Source organism: Telluria sp. LT2P34 (assembly GCF_059685915.1).
This window is the reverse complement of record NZ_JCASIN010000002.1, coordinates 437,153-456,178: the sequence shown is the minus strand read 5'-3', so window position 1 is coordinate 456,178 and position 19,026 is coordinate 437,153. Positions and strand designations below refer to the sequence as shown.

Here is a 19,026-nt window from a genome sequence, read left to right as displayed (position 1 = left end):
TCGCACGAACGCCGTCGGTTTAGATTCTATGTGACAATAAACGATGACTACGCGACCGGATTTTTCGGCACTGTTTGCCGCCTCGCCCTATCCTTACCTGCTGATCGATACGGCTTACATCATCATTGGTGCAAACCCCGCTTATCTGGCGGCGACCGGACGCACAGCCGATGACATTGTAGGCAAGAATATCTTCGACGCCTTCCCGGCCAATCCGGCCGACCCCGATTCGACCAACCTCGACGAAGTGCGCGCCTCGATCGCCTTCGCCATCGCGACCCGCAAGCCGCACACCTGTGCATTGCTGCGCTATGCGGTGCCGCGGGCAACACCGGAGGGCACGGTGTTCGACCAGCGTTACTGGAGCGCGGTGCACAGCCCCGTCTTCGACGAGGCCGGCGAGGTCGCCTTCGTGAGCCAGAACGCCATCGACGTCACCGACCTGTATCGCTTCGACGTGGCGAGCAGGAAGTACTACCTGAAGCAGGACGCGACTGCGGTATCCGACAGCCCGCAGATGAACCGGCCGCAGATGCACGAAGCGATGACGCGCATCCTGAATGCCGAACGCAGCCAGCTGCAAATCCTGTTCGACCAGGCGCCCGGGTTTATTGCCGTCATGACGGGAACAGACCATACCTTCGAAATGGTCAACGAAGCGTTTTACGGCCTGGTCGGGCATCGGCTGCTGGCCGGCGTGCCGGCCATCGAGGCACTACCGGAGCTGGCTGGCCAGGGTTTCAAGGAATTGCTCGATGGCGCCTTCGAGTCGGGTAAGCCGATCGTCTTGCGCGAACGCAAAATCACGGTCCAGCGCAAGCCCGGCGGCCTGCCGGACGACCGCTATGTCGACATGCTGCTGCAGCCGGTCATCAGCCAGGATGGGCGCGTCAGCGGCATATTTGCCCAGGGTAGCGACGTGACGGGTGCTTACCAGGCCAGCCTGGCGCTGTCTGAAAAAATCCAGCAGCTCGAAGCAATCCAGTCGCGGCAAGCATTCCAGCTGCAACTGGCCGACCGCCTGCGTCCGCTGGATGACCCCGGCGAGATCACCGGCGCCGCCTGCGCGCTGCTGGGGCAACGGCTGGGCGTGTCGCGCGTGCTGTATTCGGAAATCGACGATGCCCGGGGCCGCTTTGCCATCCCGCGTGACTGGACCGGGGGCGACCTGCCCAGCATGGCCGGCCACGCCGGCGTACTCGCGGATTTCGGCCCCGACGTCATCGTAGAACTGCGCGCCGGCAAGGCCGTGGTCAACCATGACGTGGCCCGCGATCCGCGCACCGCCGCTTACCGCGAGGCCTATGAACAGGTAGGCATCCGTGCTGACCTGCTGCTGCCCCTGGTGAAGGGCGGCCGGCTGCAGGTCGTGCTGGCGCTGCATAGCGCAACGCCGCGCAGGTGGATGCCGGATGAGGCCGAACTGGCGCGTGAGATGGCCGAGCGCACCTGGTCGGCGGTAGCAGCGTCGCGCGCCCATGCCAGCCTGCGCAAGGAACGCGACGAAAGCCAGTACATTTTCGACAGCATGGCGGAGGGATTTGCCTTGCTCGACCGCGACTGGTCGATCCTGCGCATGAATGCCGAAGGCCTGCGGATGACGCAACGCGATGCTGTCGAGGTGATCGGTCGTAACCACTGGGAGGTCTGGCCGGAACTGAAAGGCACCGACACCGAAGCGGTGTTCCTCGATGTGATGGAAACGGGAAGATCGGCCATCGTGGAAGTCGGGCACATCCTGCCCGACCAGACCCGCATGCGCATCGAAACGCGGGCCCACCGTTCGCTCGGCGGCGGCATCGCCTTCTTTTTCCGTGACATCAGCAAGCGCTACGCCGCCGAAGAGCAGCTGAAACTGGCCGACCAGCGCAAGGACGAATTTCTCGCCATGCTCGCGCACGAGCTGCGAAACCCGCTGGCGCCGATCGGCGCCGCCGCCCAGCTCCTGCAAATGGGCAAGCTGGACGACGCGCGCGTGCGCGACACCAGCCGCATCATCGGCCGCCAGGTCGACCACATGACCCACCTGATCAACGACCTGCTGGACGTCTCGCGCGTCACGCGCGGCCTGGTCACGCTCGACAACGCACCCCAGGACATCCGCAACGTCGTCGCCGAGGCGGTGGAGCAGGCGTCGCCCCTGATCCAGTCGCGCCACCACCACCTGGCCCTGCACCTGCACCCGGGCGCGACCATGGTCATGGGAGACCGCAAGCGCCTGGTGCAAGTGCTGAGCAATATCCTGAACAATGCCGCGAAGTACACCGAAGACGGCGGCAACATCACGCTCAGGACCGAAGTGCGGGACGAGCAGGTGCTGGTGCACGTGAGCGACGACGGCATCGGCATGACGCCGGACCTGGCGCAGCATGCCTTCGATCTGTTCGCGCAGGCCGAACGCAGCTCGGACCGCTCCGCAGGCGGACTGGGGCTGGGCCTGGCGCTGGTCAGGAGCCTGACCGAACTCCATGGCGGAACCGTGCAGTGCCACAGCGCGGGTTTCGGCAAGGGCAGCACCTTTACCGTCTGCCTGCCGCGCCTGGCCGGGGCGGAAGGTCCGCAAGAGCAAGTGCAGGGCGATGGTGCTGCCGCCAGCGGCGCCGCGCCGCTGCGCATCCTGGTGGTCGATGACAACGTCGACGCGGCCGCCATGCTGGCGATGCTGCTGGAAGCCTCGGGGCACGAGGTGGCGGTGGAGTATGGCGCCCAGGCCGGCCTGGCGCGCGCACAGGCGGATCCGCCCCAGGTCTGCCTGCTCGACATCGGCTTGCCCGGGATGGACGGCAACGAACTGGCGCAGCGCCTGCGCAGCCTGCCCGCCACCGCCGGCGCCGTGCTGGTGGCGGTCACGGGGTATGGCCAGGAGAGCGACCGCCAGGGCACGCAGGCGGCCGGCTTCGACCATCACCTGGTCAAGCCGCTCGACACGAAACGGCTGTTCGAGATCCTCGAGACGGCGCGCTAGCGCGCCGGCAGCGGATACGTCGCCGGACTGGCGTTGCCGCTGCTGTCCACCGCCTGCACGCCGAAGAAGACGTTATCCTTCGACAGATTGCTGGTGAAGGTAGTGACCTTGCCGACGAACTGCGCGCCCTGCCAGTTCGGCGCCGTCGTTTCGCGCCAGACGACCCGGTAGCCGGCCAGGTCCGGTTCGGCGTTCGGCGCCCACGCCAGCTCGGTCTTGTTGGTCAGGTTTTTCGTGATTACCTTCACTTCGCGCGGGGCGGCCGGGGCCAGGGCCAGCGAAGCCAGCGCCGCGGCGTTCACGCGGGCGATCTGCGCGGCGTAATTGAAATCCATGTACTGGGGCAGGTCGCCGTACTGCTTGCCGTTTTCGACCCGCAGGTCCTGGTGCTGGTGGCTGAAGTCTTCCGCGTTTTCGGTAAAGCGCACGGCCGGGAAGCCCTGCTCCAGGAAGGGGATATGGTCGCCCCCGCGCAGGTAACGGTCGCGCCGGTTCACGATCGTCACCTTGAAGTTCGGGACGTAGCGCTCGCCCGTCTCCTTGACGTGGCGCGCCAGCTGGCGCGTCGGGGTGTCGTTCTCGCCGCCGGTGGCGACCAGGGCGCGCAGCGCTTCCGGTATCTCCTTGCCCGGCGGGACGCCTTCGGCAAACAGGCGCATCTGCCTGTCGTCGACCTTGCCTTCGTCGCTGCGCGAGTTGCCGATGATGTCGTTGGTGATCATGCCGGCCACGTTCCAGCCGTTCTGGCGCGCCTGTTTCGCCCAGTTCCCCGACCCCAGCAGGCCCTGTTCCTCGGCGGCGACCGCCATGAAGACGAGCGTCGCGTCGAACTTGTACTTCGCCATGACGCAGGCCAGCTCCATGACCGCCGCCGTGCCCGAGGCGTCGTCGTTGGCGCCGGGTGCGTCGTCGGTGGCGTTCATGATGTTCGAGACGATGCTATCGTAGTGGCCGCTGACGACATACATCCGCTCCTTCGATTGCGCCTGGGCGCCGGGCAGGGTGGCGACGATGTTGACGATCTCGGTGGGGCGCGACAGGCGCGCCATGACCGGATGGACGTGGCTGTCGAGCGTGACCTGCAAGCGGCCGCCGGCGGCCGCGCCGCAGCGTTCCAGTTCGCCCTTGATCCAGCGCCGCGCCGCGCCGATGCCGCGCGTGTCCGACACGGTGTCCGACATCGTATGGCGGGTGCCGAAGCCCACCAGCGTATGGACGTAGGCGCGGATGCGCTCGGGCGATATCTCGCGCACGATGGTATCGATCTCGCCCTGGCGCCTGGCGGTATCGGGATCGGGCGCCGCCGCCCGCGCCGCGGCTGCGCACGCCAGCAGGACGGCGGCGCCGATCGCGTTGTAGGAATGTCTTTGCATGGGCCTGCCCTTATTTATAGGTATAGGTGGCGGTGGCGTACAGGAAGCGCCCGCGCGGGTCGGCATAGCTGACGTCGTAACCGCCGAGGAAGTTGGAGGTCAGGTTGGTGTAGGGCGGCTCGCGGTCGAACAGGTTCTTGATGCCGAAGGCGAGCTTGGTATTGCTGATGCCGGAATAGCCGAGCTGCAGGTCCCAGGTCTGGTAGGCCTCGACCTTGCGCTGGGGCGAGCCTGCGGGCGCGCGGTTGGCCAGGGCGTCGCGGTAGGCCTTCTGGTAGTTCTGCAGCAGCGTGGCCGCATACGGACCGGTTTCCCAGGTCACGCCCGCATTGTGCTTCCAGCGCAGCACCACGCCGCCCGCCGCGTTCAGGGCCTGGTCGAGGGCGCTCGTGTAGGCGCCGTCCGGTCCTTCCGTGTCGTACTTGTGCATGTAGGTGCCGGAGACGCGCGCGCTGATGCGGCTTTTTTCGCCCAGGCGCAGGCGGTAGGCGCCGTCCATGTCGACGCCGGCCACCTTGGTGCGGAACAGGTTGGCGTTGGTCTGGATGATGGTTTCGATCGGTCCCACGCCGGCGGCGTTGCCGTCGGCCGCGCCGCGGTTGAGGAACTGCGCGTATTGCAGCGTGCGCTCGGCGTTGGCCAGGAAGTAGACGGAACTCAGCCCGCCGACGACGATGGCGTCCTCCAGGTCGATGCGGAAGGCGTCCAGGCTGATCGAGGCGTTCCTGACCGGTTCCCACAGCACGCCCGCCGTGATCGACAGGGATTTTTCGGGTTTCAGGTTCGGGTTGCCGCCGGTGATCGTCGTGAACTGGAAATTGCAGTCGCGCGGGGCGCCGGTCGCCAGGTTCGGGCAGCGCAGGTAGTCGCGCGAGCCGTTGCCGGTGATGCCGGTTGCCTGTGGCGTATTCAGGTCGGTCAGGGAAGGGGCGCGGAAGCCCTTGCCGACGGCCGAGCGGAACATCAGGTTGTCCAGCGGCTGCCAGCGCAGCGAGGCTTTCGGGTTGACGGTGTCGCCCACGCCCTCGTAATTGTCGTAGCGGACGGCGACGTCGGCATCGAGCTTTTTCAGGATCGGGACCGACAGCTCCGCATACACCGAACTGACGTTGCGCGCGCCGACCACCGGGAAGGCATTGCCGCCGAGGCCGGCGATGTCGCCGGTCTGGATCGCGACCGACGGATCGTAGGCGAATTTTTCGCGGCGCAGTTCGGCGCCCAGCGCCATGCCGACCGCGCCGGCGGGCAGGGTAAAGATCTCGCGCGAGCCCTTGAGGTCGATCGAGGTGGTCGAGGTCTTGGAGGTATAGCTGGTGCCGCGGAACTCGGCGGCGCGTACCGCGTCCAGCGCCGCCTGGTCGACGGTGTCGCCAAACGGGTTGATGACGCCGCTGTTAAAGATCGGCAGCACGCGCGAATACTGGGCGTAGCCGGTCAGCAGTTCCGAATGCACCTTGCTCTGGCTGTACAGGACAGCCGAATCCATGTCCCAGCCGGCCAGGGTGCCACGCATGCCGGCAACAAAGCGCGCGTTTTCGGATACGTCGAGCGTATTGCGCACGCCGTTGGCGACGTCGCGGTAGTTCAGCAGCAGCGGCAGGCCGGTGAGGCCATTGGCGGCGGCGAAGGCGGTCGGATAATAGCGGCTTTCCGGAATCAGGACGAAGCCGCCGCGGCCGATGTTGCTGCCGTATTTGGCGGTCGTGCCGGGATAGCGCGCCAGCAGCTGCTGGAAAGCCGGCACGTAGGGGTTGCTGGCCGTGGTGACGGCGTTGTACGACAGGGGCACGGCCTGGGTGGTCGAGGTAATCTTGTTCTTGGTGAAACCCGATTCGAAATAGGCTTCGGCGTCGCCGCCCAGGCGCAGGCGGCCATTGGCCATCAGGCTGGCTTTTTCGAGCAGGGGCTGGAGCGAGACGGACGGGCTGTTGTCGAAGGTGCAGCGGGTGGGCGTGAACGGCGACACCAGCGACACCGGACCGCAGTTCGGCAAGGCCGGGTTGCCCAGGGTGCCGCGGTTGTCGAGCACCACGTTGGAGGGAAAGGTGATCGACGAAGTGTAGTCGTTCTGCTCGGCGACGTTCAGGCGCCGTGCGAACGCACGCTCGGAGCCGAGGATCGGATCGGTCTTCTGGACGCTGGCGCTGGCCGTCAGGTTCCAGCCGTCGTCGGCGAAGTTGCCGAAGCCGCCGAACAGCGCCACCTTGCGGTCGCGTCCCAGATTGTCTTCCGTCTGGCCATAGTTGGCGCTGGCCTCGAAGCCGGCAAAGTCCTTGCGCAGGATGAAATTGACGACGCCGGCAATCGCGTCCGACCCGTACACGGCCGACGCGCCGTCCTTGAGCACTTCGACGCGCTCGATCGCGGCCAGCGGAATGCTGTTCACGTCCACCGACGAGCCGGCGGCGCCGGCCGAGCCACCGCCATATACCGACACCCGGCGCCCGTTGACCAGCACCAGCGTGCGTGCGCCGCCCAGGCCGCGCAGCGACACGGTGGCAATGCTGCCGCCGCCGTAGCCGGAGGCGTTCGCCACCGTCGTCGCACTACCCGCACTCGAAAGTGAACTGAGCTGCTTGACCAGTTCCTCGGTCGAGGTGGCGCCGCTGCGTTCGATGTCCTCGCGCTTGAGGACCTGGACCGGGAGCGCGGTTTCGCCGTCGATGCGCTTGATCGACGAGCCGGTCACGATGACGCGGGCCACGGCCGGAGCGGCGGGGTCAAGGCTCTGGGCGAGCGCCAGCTGCGGCAGGGCGGCGCTGCCGAAAGCGGCCGCCAGCAGGACGACGAAAGGTTTGAGTGGGGTGCGGGGTGCGGACATGCGGACGACTCCTTGATGACGTAATGCGATGGGAATAGGGCGAATACGGTCAGTCAGTGCAAAGCTGTCATTGTTGTTTTTTTTGAATATTGGAAAAATTATAGACTTTACCTATCGCAAAATTTTGCTATATTGAATTAATTCCAGGGCCGCTTTTGGAACAGGTGTTTCATCAGGACGGGATACTTGAAATGGGTAAGTCGATGAACAAGCCGCGTATCAAACTCGACCGTATCGATCGGCGCATCCTCGAGGAGCTGCAGCTCGACGCCCGGCTGTCGAGCGCGGACCTGGCCGAGCGGGTTTCGCTGACCACGTCGCCCTGCTGGCGGCGCGTCAAGCGCCTGGAAGAAGAAGGTCTGATCAGCGGCTACCACGCACGCCTCGATGCCCAGCGCCTGGGCTACCAGGTCACGGCGATCGTGCATATCTCGCTCGACAAGAAGGACACGCAAAGCCTGCAAGCTTTCGAGGCCGCCGTGCAGGAGATCCCGCAGGTGCTGGCCTGCTTCCGGATCTCGGGGCGCTACGACCACCAGCTGATCGTCGTCTCCGAAGATCTCGAAGCCTACGGCATTTTTTCCGTCGCTCACATCAACGGGCTGCCCGGCGTGAAGGAGGTGTATACCTCCTTCGTGCTGAAAGAGGTCAAGGCGGCGAGCAATCCGCCTTTGCCGGGTTGAGGGCGGTTTTCCGGCTTATTGGCCCATCAGGATGGCCAGCATCCGCCGCGGATTGGCGATGAAGTCGTGCATGACCCGGTAGTGCTCCATGTCCTCATACTTCACTGGACGGAAGCCGCGCTCGCCGCACTCGTAGATCATCGCGTTCGGGTAGGCCATCAGGATCGGTGAGTGGGTGGCGATCAGGAACTGGCAACCGGCTTGCACCAGGTCGCGCATGCGGCTGAGCATGGCGAGCTGGCGCTGCGGCGACAGTGCCGCTTCCGGTTCGTCAAGGATGAACAGGCTTTTTGCCGCCGAAGCCATTTTCGCCCACGAAGAAGCTCACGTTCGGATGCGTCTCGAGCCGGTCGAGCGAGCGCACCACCGGCAGCAAGAAGGGAAACTCCTGCGCTAGCGCGGCCGCCGATGGCTTCAGGCTGACTTCGGCGAGGTAGGGGTGCGTTTTCATGGCTTCGAATTGTACCTTGCGCCGCGATTCAAAAAAAACTTTTGGTATCAAGCACCTACGTTGAAAGTTTCTTGCTTTCAACATAAAAACTGATGCAAAAATCATAATCTATAATTCCTGCACAATCGTCATTCGACACCCATAACTGCTGCTTGAATTCGAGAAGGGCACTCCATGAATGCCGATATTGAAAGGATCCCAACCGGGATTCCTGAACTCGACGCCGTCCTGCGGGGTGGCCTGGTGCGCCAGCGCGTGCACCTGTTTGAAGGGCGCCCCGGTACTGGCAAGACCACCCTCGGGCTGCGCTTTCTGATCCACGGCGCCTCGCTGGGCCAGAAGTGCCTGTATCTGACGCTTTCCGAGAGCAAGGAAGAGCTGGTGGCTGCCGCCCGCAGCCACGGCTGGTCGCTGGAAGGGATCACGTTTGAAGAAATCATGCCGCTGCCTCCCGAAACCGGCTCAGCCCAGACCATCCTGCTGCCGACCGATACCGAGCTGTCGGCCCTGATCGCGCGTATGGCCGAGCGTATCGAGGCCAGCGACGCCGTTCGCGTCGTCATCGATTCCATGGTCGAAGTGCGCCTGCTGGCGCGCGACAGCGCCCACTACCGGCGCCAGATCATCGACCTGCGCCAGCGCCTTGGAGCGTTACAGTCCACCGTCATCCTGCTCGACGACCTGACCGCCGACGGGCGCGAATTCGAACTGCAAAGCGCGGTGCATGGCGTGCTCACGCTGGAGCAAATCGAGCGCAGTTTCGGCGCGGCGCGACGGCGCTTGCGTGTGGTCAAACTGCGCGGCGCGGACTTCCAGAGCGGCTGGCACGATTACGCCATCAAGCAGGATGAGATCCTCGTTTTCCCCAGCCTGATCGCCCAGGAGCACCACAGCGACGAAGAGGTGCGCGACGTCTTCAGCAACATCGATAGCCTGGACCGCCTGGTCGGCGGCCCGCTGATCGCCGGCAGCTCGACGATGGTGGTCGGCCCGTCGGGCGTGGGCAAGTCGACCCTCGCCCTGCAGTACGCGGCGTCGGCCGTGAAGAGCGGATGTCACGTCGGCTACTTCACCTTCGACGAATCCGAGATCACCCTGCGCTCGCGCATGGCCGAGCATATCGAGCAGGATCAGAACGCGCGCGAGGCGCAGCTGTTCCACCTGCGCCGCGTAAACCCGTCGCGCATCTCTCCGGGCGAATTCATCTGGTCGGTACGCCGTCTCGTCGAAGACTGCGGAGCGCGCCTGATCATCATCGACTGCATCAACTCCTATCTGGACGTCATTCGCGAGGAAAGGTCGCTGCTGCTGCAGATGAACGAGCTGTTCTCCTACCTCAGCAACATGAATGTCACTTCGATCATCGTCGGCGCCCATTCCGCCGGTCTCGATACCTCCAAGGAGCCCGATGCGATCAGCATCATCACCGACAACATTATCGCGCTGCGCTACTACGAGCGCGATAACGTCGTCTGCAAGGCCATCTGCTGCTTGAAACGGCGCCACGGGCCCCACGCACACGACGTGTGCGAATTCGACCTGACCGCCGACGGCCTGGAGGTGGGCGAGCGCGTCGATGTCCCGGTCAATAAGTCGGGGCTCAATGAACTCGAATTCTGACGAACGCTCCGGTGACGACGCCGCCTGTGCCGCGGTAGCGGTTGTCTTTGCTCCCATCGCGGGCGACGAGGCGGCCATCCGGCGCCTGCTGGAAGAAGAGGGCGTGGCGGTCGTCGCCTGCGCCGGTGCCGAGGAGTTTTATGCCCGCCTCGATGAAGCGGCCTGGTGCGCCGTCGTCACCGAAGAGGGACTGGAACGCTGTTCGATGGAAGGACTCGACGCGACACTGCGACGCCAGGAGGCGTGGTCGAACCTGCCTTTCCTGGCCCTGGCGGGACGCGACCTGACCCGCATCGACAGCAAGCGCTTCGCGCGCCTGGCGCGCTTCGGCAATATCACACTGCTGGAGCGCCCGACTTCGCGCGACGTGCTGCTGATGGCGATCCGCTCCGTTTTGCAAGCGCGTCGCCTGCAGTTCGCCATGCGCGCCCAATGGCGCGCCCTCGAGCACCATGCGCAAGGACTGGAAACGGCGGTGCAGGAACGCACCCGATCGCTGGAACGCGAGACCAGCGAACGGCGCCGGGTCGAGCGCGCCCTGGCAGAGGCGCGCCGCCTTGAGTCGCTTGGACGGCTCACCGGCGGCGTGGCCCATGACTTCAACAACATCCTGCAGGTGATCTCGGGGTCAGAAACTCTGCTGCGCATGCTGCTGCCCAGGGAGGACAGCGTGCCGGTCGGGCGCGCGCTCGACAGCATCCGGCGCGGGTGCGGGCGCGGTGCCGCCCTAGCCCAGCAACTGCTGGCCTACGCGCGCCGCCAGCCCCTCAACAACGTGACTCTGGACCTGCCCCTGTACCTACATGCGGCCGCCGAGATGCTGCAGGCGAGCGCCGCACGCGGGATGCTGGTCAGCCTGAAGGCGCCTCCAGGCCTGTGGCCGGTGTCGGTCGATCCCGCCCAGCTCGACGCAGCACTGCTCAACATCGCCAGCAACGCCAGCGACGCCATGCCGGACGGCGGCAAGCTGGTGCTCGAAGCCCGCAACATCAGCCTGCCCGATCCGTTCCTGGCCGAAGCCAACGACTTCGATGGCGACTACGTGTGTATCTTCGTCACGGACGAGGGTCTGGGCATGTCCGAAAGAACCGCGCAGCAGGCCTTTGAGCCCTTCTTCACGACCAAGGAAGTCGGGAAGGGGACCGGCCTGGGCCTGTCCCAGGTGCAGGGGTTTGCCAGCCAGAGCCAGGGCATTGCCTTCATCCGTCGTCAGTCGGTCGGCACTAGCGTCGGCATCGTGCTGCCGCGCACCAGCGACAGGATCGATAGGAGCGAGGGTGGCCAGGCTGCGCCTTGCGCCGCGCCGCAGGCGCTCGGTGGCGTACGCATCCTGTGCGTCGAGGACGATGCGGCTGTGGCCGACACTATGTCTTCACTGCTGTGTCAATTGCAGGCACAGGTAAGGGTGGTCGAGAGTGCCGACGCGGCAATGGCCGCCGACCTCGAGGACGTTGACCTGGTGCTGTCGGATGTGATGATGCCGGGCAGCGTGGACGGCATCGGGCTGGTGCACTGGCTTGCGCACCATCATCCGCGCCTGCCAGTAGTGCTGACCAGTGGTTACATGGTCGACCCGGGACGTTTGCACACGCTCCACATCCAGTTCCTGCGCAAGCCCTATACGCTGGAGTTGCTTGCCGGCGCCATCTCGGCCGCCCTCGCGCAGCGGAGGAGCCGGGCCGCCGGCGGCGAGCGCTAAGGGCGCCGGGGGCGCTTGCGTCATTCCTCGACGAACACCACCGCCGTGCGTGCCGGGATGCTGAAGCTGCCGTTGCGGCTGTCGTAGCCGGCGCTGGCGGCGCGCTTGTCGCCCGCGCCTTTGGCCGTGTGCACCGGATGCAGGCGCAGGCGCTTGCCGCGTGCCTGCGGGTCGGTAACGACATGGGCCAGCTTGTCGACGTTGACCAGGTAGTGAATCCCTTTGAAGCGCGCCCCCGCATAGCCGCGGCCGTCGAGGTGGGCGGCGAGCACGGTTGGCTCCTGCTGCGCGCCGACGTTGAAGAAGCGCAGGCGCTTGACGACATCGTCGGCCGTGCGCATCCGGAACAGGGTCGAGCTGGCGCGGATCGCCAGCAGGTCGCGGAAGGCGTCGCGCGTAAAGGCGATGTGTTCGGGCGCGGGCGCCAGTCCTGGCGCGGCCAAGAGCGGCTTGAACAGCGGCCAGTCTTTCGCATTGTCGGGCGCGGGCGGCAGGCCGGTGCCGAAATGGTTGGTCTGGTAGCTCCAGTCGACGCGGTTGAACCAGTCGCCGGAGTTAAAACTGTTCCGGTCCAGGGATTTCGAGCGCAGGATGTCGACGCCGGCGTGGAAATAGGCCACGCCCTGGCTGAAGGCATTGATCGCCAGGCCCAGCACTTGCACCCGCGCCCGGTCTTCCAGCGACGTCTCCAGCGGCAGCTTCAGGGCGTTGGCATCGTACAGGGTCTGGTTGTCGTGGTTCTCGACATAGTTCACGACTTCGCCGGGCTGGCTGGCGTAGCCCGCGGGCTGGTTGCCGTAGGGGAGTTCCTCGAGCTTGCGTGCCTTGTCCTCATGGGTGGTGAGCGTGTAGCCGCGCAAGGTGCCGGCGAGGCCAATGCGGATCATGTCGGCCGCGGCCATCAGGTCTTTCACGGGACGCACGCCGGCGCGGGCGTTGGCGTCGTAGACCAGGCCATTGATATAGCCCTGCTGCTTGACCACGGCGTCGCCGGCGTCGCCCGCGCCGCCGCCACGGGCGGCATCGCGCGCGCGGTCGCTGAAGGTGCCGATGCCGCTGCCGTTCAGGGACAGCTGCGATGCCTGGACGAATCGCGCGCCGTCCGCCACTTCGCCGAAATTCCAGCCTTCTCCGATCAGCTGCACGCGGCGGCCGGCTGCTTTATCCACGCGCGCCTGCAGTGCTTCCATGGCCGCGCGCGGCTGGTGGCCCATCAGGTCGAAGCGGAAGGAGTCGATCTTATAGTGGCGGGTCCAGAGCTCGGCCGACTCGATCATCAGCTTGGCCATCATCGTGTTTTCGGTGGCCGTGTTGTCGCAGCAGGTCGACTGCTCGACCGCGCCCTTGGCATCCAGGCGGTGGTAATAGCCGGGCACCACGCGGTCGAGCACCGACTTTTCGGCCTGGCCGGAGGCGAAGGTGTGGTTGTAGACGACGTCCATGCCGACCCGCAGGCCGGCCCGGTGCAGGTTCAGCACCATCTCGCGGAACTCGACGATGCGGCGCGCGCCGTCGGCCGGGTCGCTGGCGTAGCTGCCCTCGGGCGCGCTGTAGTGCCAGGGGTCGTAGCCCCAGTTGTAGCAGTCCTCGTGCGCGGTCCTGGCGATCAGGGCCTGCTGCGCTTCACTGTCCGGGGCTCCCGAGGGCTGCGGGACGACGCAGGCGGCTTCCGGGACGCTGCCGATGTCGTAGACGGGCAGCAGGTGGATGTCGGTGAGGCCGGCCCTGGCCAGGGCTTTCAGATGACGCATGCCGTTCGACTGCGTTTCACTAAAGGCCGTGTACTTGCCTCGTTTGGCCGCCGGCACGGTGGGGTCGTCGCGCGAAAAATCGCGCACATGCAGTTCGTAGACCGCCATGTCGGGCTGGGCCCTGACCGTATTCGGAGTGCGGTGCGCGTCCCAGCCGGCGGGTTTCAGGGCAGGGGCGGCGAGATCGGCGATATAGCTGCGCTTCGAGTCGGTGGTGAGGCTGACCGAATACGGATCGGTCACCAGATTGCGTACCAGGCCGCTGTCGCCGGCGACGACGTCGACGGCGTATGTGTAATAACGCCCGGAGAGGTCGGCGGGCAGCCTGGCGCTCCAGACGCCGGTGCGCGCGTCAAAGGCCAGCGCGTGGATGGCGCTGGCTTGCGATGCGCCGCTCTCGAAGACGCACACGGCCACATTGCGGGCGGTCGGGGCCCACAGTTTGAAGCCGGTGCGTTGATTGGCGGGCGTCGCCCCCAGGTCGGGTACGCCTTCGGCCTCGGCGTACAGGTCGTCGAGGGCGCCGGCGCTTTGCAGGCGCGTCGCGGCCAGCACGGTGCCGTCCGGCGCTTCGCGCACCAGCACCAGCTGTTCGCGGTGCAGGGCGGCGATGCGCGGCAGGTCGGCGTCGCTGACGGCCAGGACGGCGCCGGCCCCGACATATTTGAAGCGCTCGGCGGCGGCGGCCGGCACCGGCCCGTTGAACATGCCCAGCTCGAGCGCACCGGAGGCGCCGCTTACCTTCGCGCCCTGGACTGCGCTGATCGAAGCGCTTGGCGAATGGTAGAGGCGAAATTTTGCCGCATTCGTGCCGGCGCCGGTGACGCCCGGCCATTTCGCCAGGCGCCGGTCAAGCCAGACCGCGCGCGCTTCCAGCTTGTGTGGGGCCGCCTGCAGGACGGTGGCAGAGGCCGCGCCATTGCAGGCTTGCAGCGGCGTGGCCGCCTGCGCGGAACAGGTGGCGGCGGCGAGGGCGGCGGCGAGGATAGGGCAAGCGTAGCGGATCATCAGGGTCAATTCCGGCCGCTCAGACCTTGGCCGGGCTCGGCATCGCTGCGTCGCCGGTGCTGCGGTAGTAATCGACCATCTTGTAGCGCTTCGCATACAAGCCGAAGGCGATCGCCGCCAGCAGCGCAAAGGCCGCGAAGAAGTACATCTGGAAGGCGATCACGCCGACTCCGGAGTTGCCGATCGTGGTCAGGACCGTCTCGTTCTTCACCGCCGCGTTCACCACCAGCACCCACAGGTTGCCGACCGTGACGGCCAGGCTCCAGAGCGCCATGATGATGCCCTTCATCGAGGCCGGCGCCTGGCTGTAGGCGAATTCGAGACCGGTCGCCGAGACCAGCACTTCGCCCATCGTCAGCAGGGCGTAGGGCAGGATCTGCCAGGCCATCGAGGTCGGGGTGCCGGCATCCATCGATACCTGGATGGTGCCGATCACGACCCAGGACAGGGCCGAGAAGGCGATGCCGGCCGTCATGCGGCGCAGCGCGGTCGGCATGAAGCCCATGCGCTCGAGCATCGGGAACAGCACCAGGTTGTTGAAGGGGATCAGGATCATCACCAGCAACGGGTTCAGGGCCTGCATCTGCGCCGGCAGCAGCGTGAACTGGTTGCCGAAGACATTGAAGGTGGTGATCATCGAGTTGGCCTGCACCACCCAGGTCGAGGCTTTCTGGTCGAACAGCGACCAGAAGGGCGTGACCAGTGCGAACACGATCAGGATGCGCAGCACGGCGCGTGCGCCGTCGACCGCTTCGTCCGGGTGGATGCCGCGGGCGCGCTCGAGTTGCATCGAGGTGCCCCAGCCGCCAAAGGCGAGCAGCAGCACCAGCGCGCTGCAGGCGGCGATCACGAAGCCCCATTGCGGCGACATGGCGAGCGACACGACCGCCCCGGCGACACCGATCAGCGCCACGGTGAGTCCCGGGCGGCCCTGGCCGGGCTTGTGCGCCAGCAGGGCGCTGCGGGCGACGCGGGTAAACGAATGCGGGCTGGGCGCCGCCGGCGGCACGTGCACGTATTTGCGGCGGCCGCTCCACAGCACGATGGTGGCGATGAACATCATGACGCCCGGGATGCCGAAGGCGACGGCCGGGCCGTAGTTCTTCAGGAACAGCGGCATCAGGAGCGAGGCGAAGAAGGAGCCGAAGTTGATGATCCAGTAAAAGGCATCGAACACGAGCTTGGCCTTGCCCTTGTTGGTCTGGTCGAACTGGTCGCCCACAAAACTGGCGACGAGCGGCTTGATGCCGCCCGAGCCGAGCGCGATCAGGCCCAGGCCGATATAGAAGCCCTTGACGTTGTCCTCGAAAATGGCGAGGCAGGCATGGCCTGCGCAGTACACGAGACTGAGCCAGAAGACGGTGTTGTACTTGCCGAAGAAGCGGTCGGCCAGCCAGCCGCCCAGCAGCGGGAAGAAATAGACGCCGATGACGAAGGTGTGGAACACGTGCTTGGCTTCGCCGGTGCGCTCGGACTCCGGCAGGAACAGCAGCAGCGTCGAAATCAGGAAGGGCGTGAGGATGTTGCGCATGCCATAAAAGCTGAAGCGCTCGCAACCCTCGTTGGCGATAATGTAGGGAATCTGGCGGGGCATTTTCCCCGTCGATGCGGTCAAGGTCGGCTGGCTCATGGCGTCTGGAAGAATGAATCAATCCGGGATGCTATGACGCGCTTGAAGTCTTTGCAACAGGAAAATATAACGGATCAGCGGGAGTTTGTAGTCTGGCTACATTCGCGTTGCGGCATGCAAATATTATTTGCATGTAAGTCATTGAATGCAAAGGAAATATGCTCGCTTTTCCGGTTTGTCGACGGATTGTCAGTTCTGAAAACCTGCTGTATATTGCATAAAAACCACCTCACAGATCATCGCCATGACCCAGACTTCCACACAAAACCAGGACTGGTGGCGCGAAGCCATCATCTATCAGGTCTATCCGCGCAGCTATCTCGACTCGAATGGCGACGGCGTCGGCGACATTCCCGGCATCACCTCCAAGCTCGACTACATCGCCGGCCTCGGCGTGGACATCGTCTGGCTCTCGCCCTATTTCAAGTCGCCGATGAAGGACTTCGGCTACGACATTGCCGACTACTGCGACGTCGACCCGCTGTTCGGCACCCTGGCCGACTTCGACGCGATGGTAGCCAGGGCGCATGCGCTCGGCCTGAAGATCATGATCGACCAGGTGATGGCGCACACGGCGGACGCCCATCCCTGGTTCGCCGAGAGCAGGTCGAACCGCGACAACCCGAAGGCCGACTGGTATGTCTGGGCCGACGCGGCGCCGGACGGCAACCCGCCGAACAACTGGATGTCGGTCTTCGGCGGCTCGGCCTGGCAATGGGACACGCGGCGCAAGCAGTATTACATGCATAACTTCCTGGTCAGCCAGCCGCAGCTCAACTTCCATCATCCGGAGGTGCAGCAGGCCCACCTGGACGCGCTGCGTTTCTGGCTCGAGCGCGGCGTCGACGGCGTGCGCATGGACGCCTGCAACTACCATTTCCACGACACCGAACTGCGCAGCAATCCGCCGGCGACCAGCCGCGACACGGCCTCGGTCACCGACGTCAACCCCTACGGCATGCAGGCCCACATCTACGACAAGACGCGTCCGGAAAACATCGCCTTCCTGCAGAAGGTGCGCGCGCTGCTGAACGAATACGGCGCCGTGTCGATCGGCGAAGTCGGCGCCGACGATGCCCTGGCCTGCATGGCCGAGTACACGGCCGACGGCGACAAGCTGCACATGGCCTACAGCTTCAATTTGCTGACCCCGCAGTTCACGGCCGCGCACATTCGTACCCAGGTCGAAGAATTCGAGGCGCGCGTGAAAGGCGGCTGGGCCTCCTGGTCGGTCGGCAACCACGACGCCATCCGGGTCGTGACGCGCTGGAAGGGCGAAGAGGCCCCAGCCGCGTTCGCGGCGATGGTGCTGGCGATGCAGCTGTCTCTAAAAGGCACGCCCTGCCTGTACCAGGGCGACGAGCTGGCGCTGCCGGAGGCGGACGTGCCTTACGAGCTGTTGCAGGACCCCTACGGCATCACCTTCTGGCCCGAGTTCAAGGGCCGCGACGGCTGCCGCACGCCGATGCCGTGGACGAACGAGGCGCCGAACGCCGGCTTCACCAGCGGCGAACCGTGGCTGCCGGTCGCGGCGCCGCACCTGGCAGCGGCCGCCTCGGTGCAGGAGAGCGATCCGGATTCCGCCCTGAACGCCGCGCGCCGCATCATCCATTGGCGCCGCACCCTGCCGCAGCTGACCCGCGGCGATATTGCGTTCTTCGATGCGCCGGAACCGGTGCTGGCGCTGCGCCGCACGCTCGATGGCGAGCCGACGGTGCTGGCGGCCTTCAACCTGTCGAATGCAGCGGTGAGTATCGACTGGCCGGAGACGGCCGCGGCGCAGGACCTGACAGGCCATGGCCTGCCGGGCAATGCGGCGGCGGGGCGCGTGACACTGCCCGCTTACGGCGCCTGGTTCGGCACGACGGCTTGATGCAGCAGGGCGCCGGTCCCGTCGACGAAGGGCCGGCAATCGACTGGAATGTCGACGATGAAGGTCGTGCCCAGATCGGGCGAGCTGTCCACCGTGACGCTGCCGCCATGGCTCTCGGCGACCGCTTTCACGAAGGGCAGGCCGATACCCCAGCCGGTGGCTGACAAGGGGCCTGTCTCGCGGCGCAGATACTCGAAGATGCGGTCGTGCTGCTCTTCGGGAATCGGATTGCCTTCGTTATGCACGCTCAGCATCAGGCGGCCGCGTGCCTGGCGCGCGATGATGTTGACGGTACTGCCGTCGCCATACTTGATCGCGTTGTTGATCAGGTTTTCCAGGGCGCGCCGCAGCGAGGCGCGGCACCAGTATCCGGTAACCGGTTCGCCGGAAACGGCGATGGTGGCATCGTTGTCGTGGCCGTGGGAATACTGCTCGCGCGTTTCCCGCGCCAGGTCGAGCATGTCGAAGCGGGTCAGGTGCAGGGGAATCTTCGCCGCGCCCTGGAAGGTCAAGGCATCGAGCAGGTCCGCAATCATTTCTTCAAGCCGGTCCGTGTTCGCCTCGATCCTGGCCGCGACGTGCCGGACGCGCGACAAGTCCGACGTCAGGCTCAGGATGTGGGCGCCATTCGCGACCACCGACAGCGGCGTGCGCATGTCATGCGAAAGGGCGGCGGCCACCTTGTGGCGCAGCTCCTCGTGAATGCGTGTGTACGCGCGGATCGCCTCGCGCGTTGCCGCATTGATCGACTGGTCGATGATGGCCCATTCGGCGTCGCCGAGTTCAACCCGGCCTTTGGCGACGATGGCGATCGACTCGCGCAGTATGTGATACTCGTGCACCACCTGGTCGGGGCCGAAGGGCGTCGTGCGCGCCCGTTCGCTGCCATGCACGCCGGCCGCGTTGGTGCCGCTCGATGCTTGTTCGCGTGGATGATCCGGGCTCAGGGCTTGCGCGATATTGTCGAAGAACGCGGGCAGCATGTTCGTCAACACCGGGCGCAGCAGATTGCGCGCGCCCTCGACACGCTCCCGTACTTCCCGTTCCCAGTGATCCATGACCGCGTCGCGGATCGCGATGAACTGCAGGCCGGTCGGGGAGAGGGCATGCCCGTGGAAGTTTTGGTCAGTCGCCAGTGTCATGCTGTTCTTT

General features: G+C 65.6%; 12 protein-coding genes. 5 read left to right on the top strand and 7 right to left on the bottom strand.

Going from position 1 to position 19,026, the window contains the following annotated elements:
* The first annotated feature begins 43 nt into the window (after positions 1–43).
* Complete coding sequence (locus AC56KZ_RS07940) at positions 44–2,965, top strand: hybrid sensor histidine kinase/response regulator (protein WP_497161609.1); 2,922 nt, start codon at positions 44–46, stop codon at positions 2,963–2,965.
* On the opposite strand, the gene AC56KZ_RS07935 is transcribed toward AC56KZ_RS07940, so the two are convergent.
* Complete coding sequence (locus AC56KZ_RS07935) at positions 2,962–4,338, bottom strand: M28 family peptidase (protein WP_497161608.1); 1,377 nt, start codon at positions 4,336–4,338, stop codon at positions 2,962–2,964. The genes AC56KZ_RS07940 and AC56KZ_RS07935 overlap by 4 nt on opposite strands.
* 10 nt (positions 4,339–4,348) lie before the next feature.
* On the bottom strand, positions 4,349–7,159 hold the full coding sequence (locus AC56KZ_RS07930; protein WP_497161607.1) for a TonB-dependent receptor: 2,811 nt from the start codon (positions 7,157–7,159) through the stop codon (positions 4,349–4,351).
* A 191-nt stretch (positions 7,160–7,350) separates the two neighbouring features.
* Here AC56KZ_RS07930 and AC56KZ_RS07925 point away from each other — a divergent pair, with 191 nt between their 5' ends.
* A complete protein-coding gene (locus AC56KZ_RS07925) occupies positions 7,351–7,842 on the top strand; it encodes an Lrp/AsnC family transcriptional regulator (protein ID WP_497161606.1) in 492 nt (163 codons plus the stop codon).
* Positions 7,843–7,857: 15 nt separating this feature from the next.
* On the opposite strand, the gene AC56KZ_RS07920 is transcribed toward AC56KZ_RS07925, so the two are convergent.
* A complete protein-coding gene (locus tag AC56KZ_RS07920) occupies positions 7,858–8,148 on the bottom strand; it encodes an AAA family ATPase (RefSeq protein WP_497161605.1) in 291 nt (96 codons plus the stop codon).
* A complete protein-coding gene (locus AC56KZ_RS07915) occupies positions 8,114–8,293 on the bottom strand; it encodes a hypothetical protein (protein ID WP_497161604.1) in 180 nt (59 codons plus the stop codon). The genes AC56KZ_RS07920 and AC56KZ_RS07915 overlap by 35 nt, the downstream gene beginning before the upstream one ends.
* 174 nt (positions 8,294–8,467) lie before the next feature.
* On the opposite strand from AC56KZ_RS07915, the gene AC56KZ_RS07910 reads away from it, so the two are divergent.
* Together AC56KZ_RS07910 and AC56KZ_RS07905 are read left to right on the top strand one after the other, a co-directional pair.
* On the top strand, positions 8,468–9,913 hold the full coding sequence (locus AC56KZ_RS07910) for an ATPase domain-containing protein (RefSeq protein ID WP_497161603.1): 1,446 nt from the start codon (positions 8,468–8,470) through the stop codon (positions 9,911–9,913).
* On the top strand, positions 9,897–11,612 hold the full coding sequence (locus AC56KZ_RS07905; RefSeq protein WP_497161602.1) for a response regulator: 1,716 nt from the start codon (positions 9,897–9,899) through the stop codon (positions 11,610–11,612). Before AC56KZ_RS07910 ends, AC56KZ_RS07905 begins: the two co-directional genes overlap by 17 nt.
* Before the next feature lie 20 nt (positions 11,613–11,632).
* Here AC56KZ_RS07905 and AC56KZ_RS07900 read toward each other — a convergent pair whose 3' ends face one another.
* Positions 11,633–14,371, bottom strand: coding sequence for an alpha-1,6-glucosidase domain-containing protein (locus tag AC56KZ_RS07900; RefSeq protein ID WP_497161601.1), 2,739 nt, complete (start codon positions 14,369–14,371; stop codon positions 11,633–11,635).
* A 19-nt stretch (positions 14,372–14,390) separates the two neighbouring features.
* A complete protein-coding gene (locus AC56KZ_RS07895) occupies positions 14,391–16,001 on the bottom strand; it encodes a POT-type proton-dependent oligopeptide transporter (protein WP_497161600.1) in 1,611 nt (536 codons plus the stop codon).
* A 244-nt stretch (positions 16,002–16,245) separates the two neighbouring features.
* On the opposite strand from AC56KZ_RS07895, the gene AC56KZ_RS07890 reads away from it, so the two are divergent.
* The gene (locus AC56KZ_RS07890; RefSeq protein ID WP_497161599.1) at positions 16,246–17,874 is read left to right on the top strand and encodes an alpha-glucosidase family protein; all 1,629 of its coding nucleotides are present in this window, start codon (positions 16,246–16,248) and stop codon (positions 17,872–17,874) included.
* On the opposite strand, the gene AC56KZ_RS07885 is transcribed toward AC56KZ_RS07890, so the two are convergent.
* Complete coding sequence (locus AC56KZ_RS07885; protein ID WP_497161598.1) at positions 17,844–19,016, bottom strand: sensor histidine kinase; 1,173 nt, start codon at positions 19,014–19,016, stop codon at positions 17,844–17,846. The two genes, AC56KZ_RS07890 and AC56KZ_RS07885, sit on opposite strands and share 31 nt — an antisense overlap.
* Between the last annotated feature and the right edge of the window lie 10 nt (positions 19,017–19,026).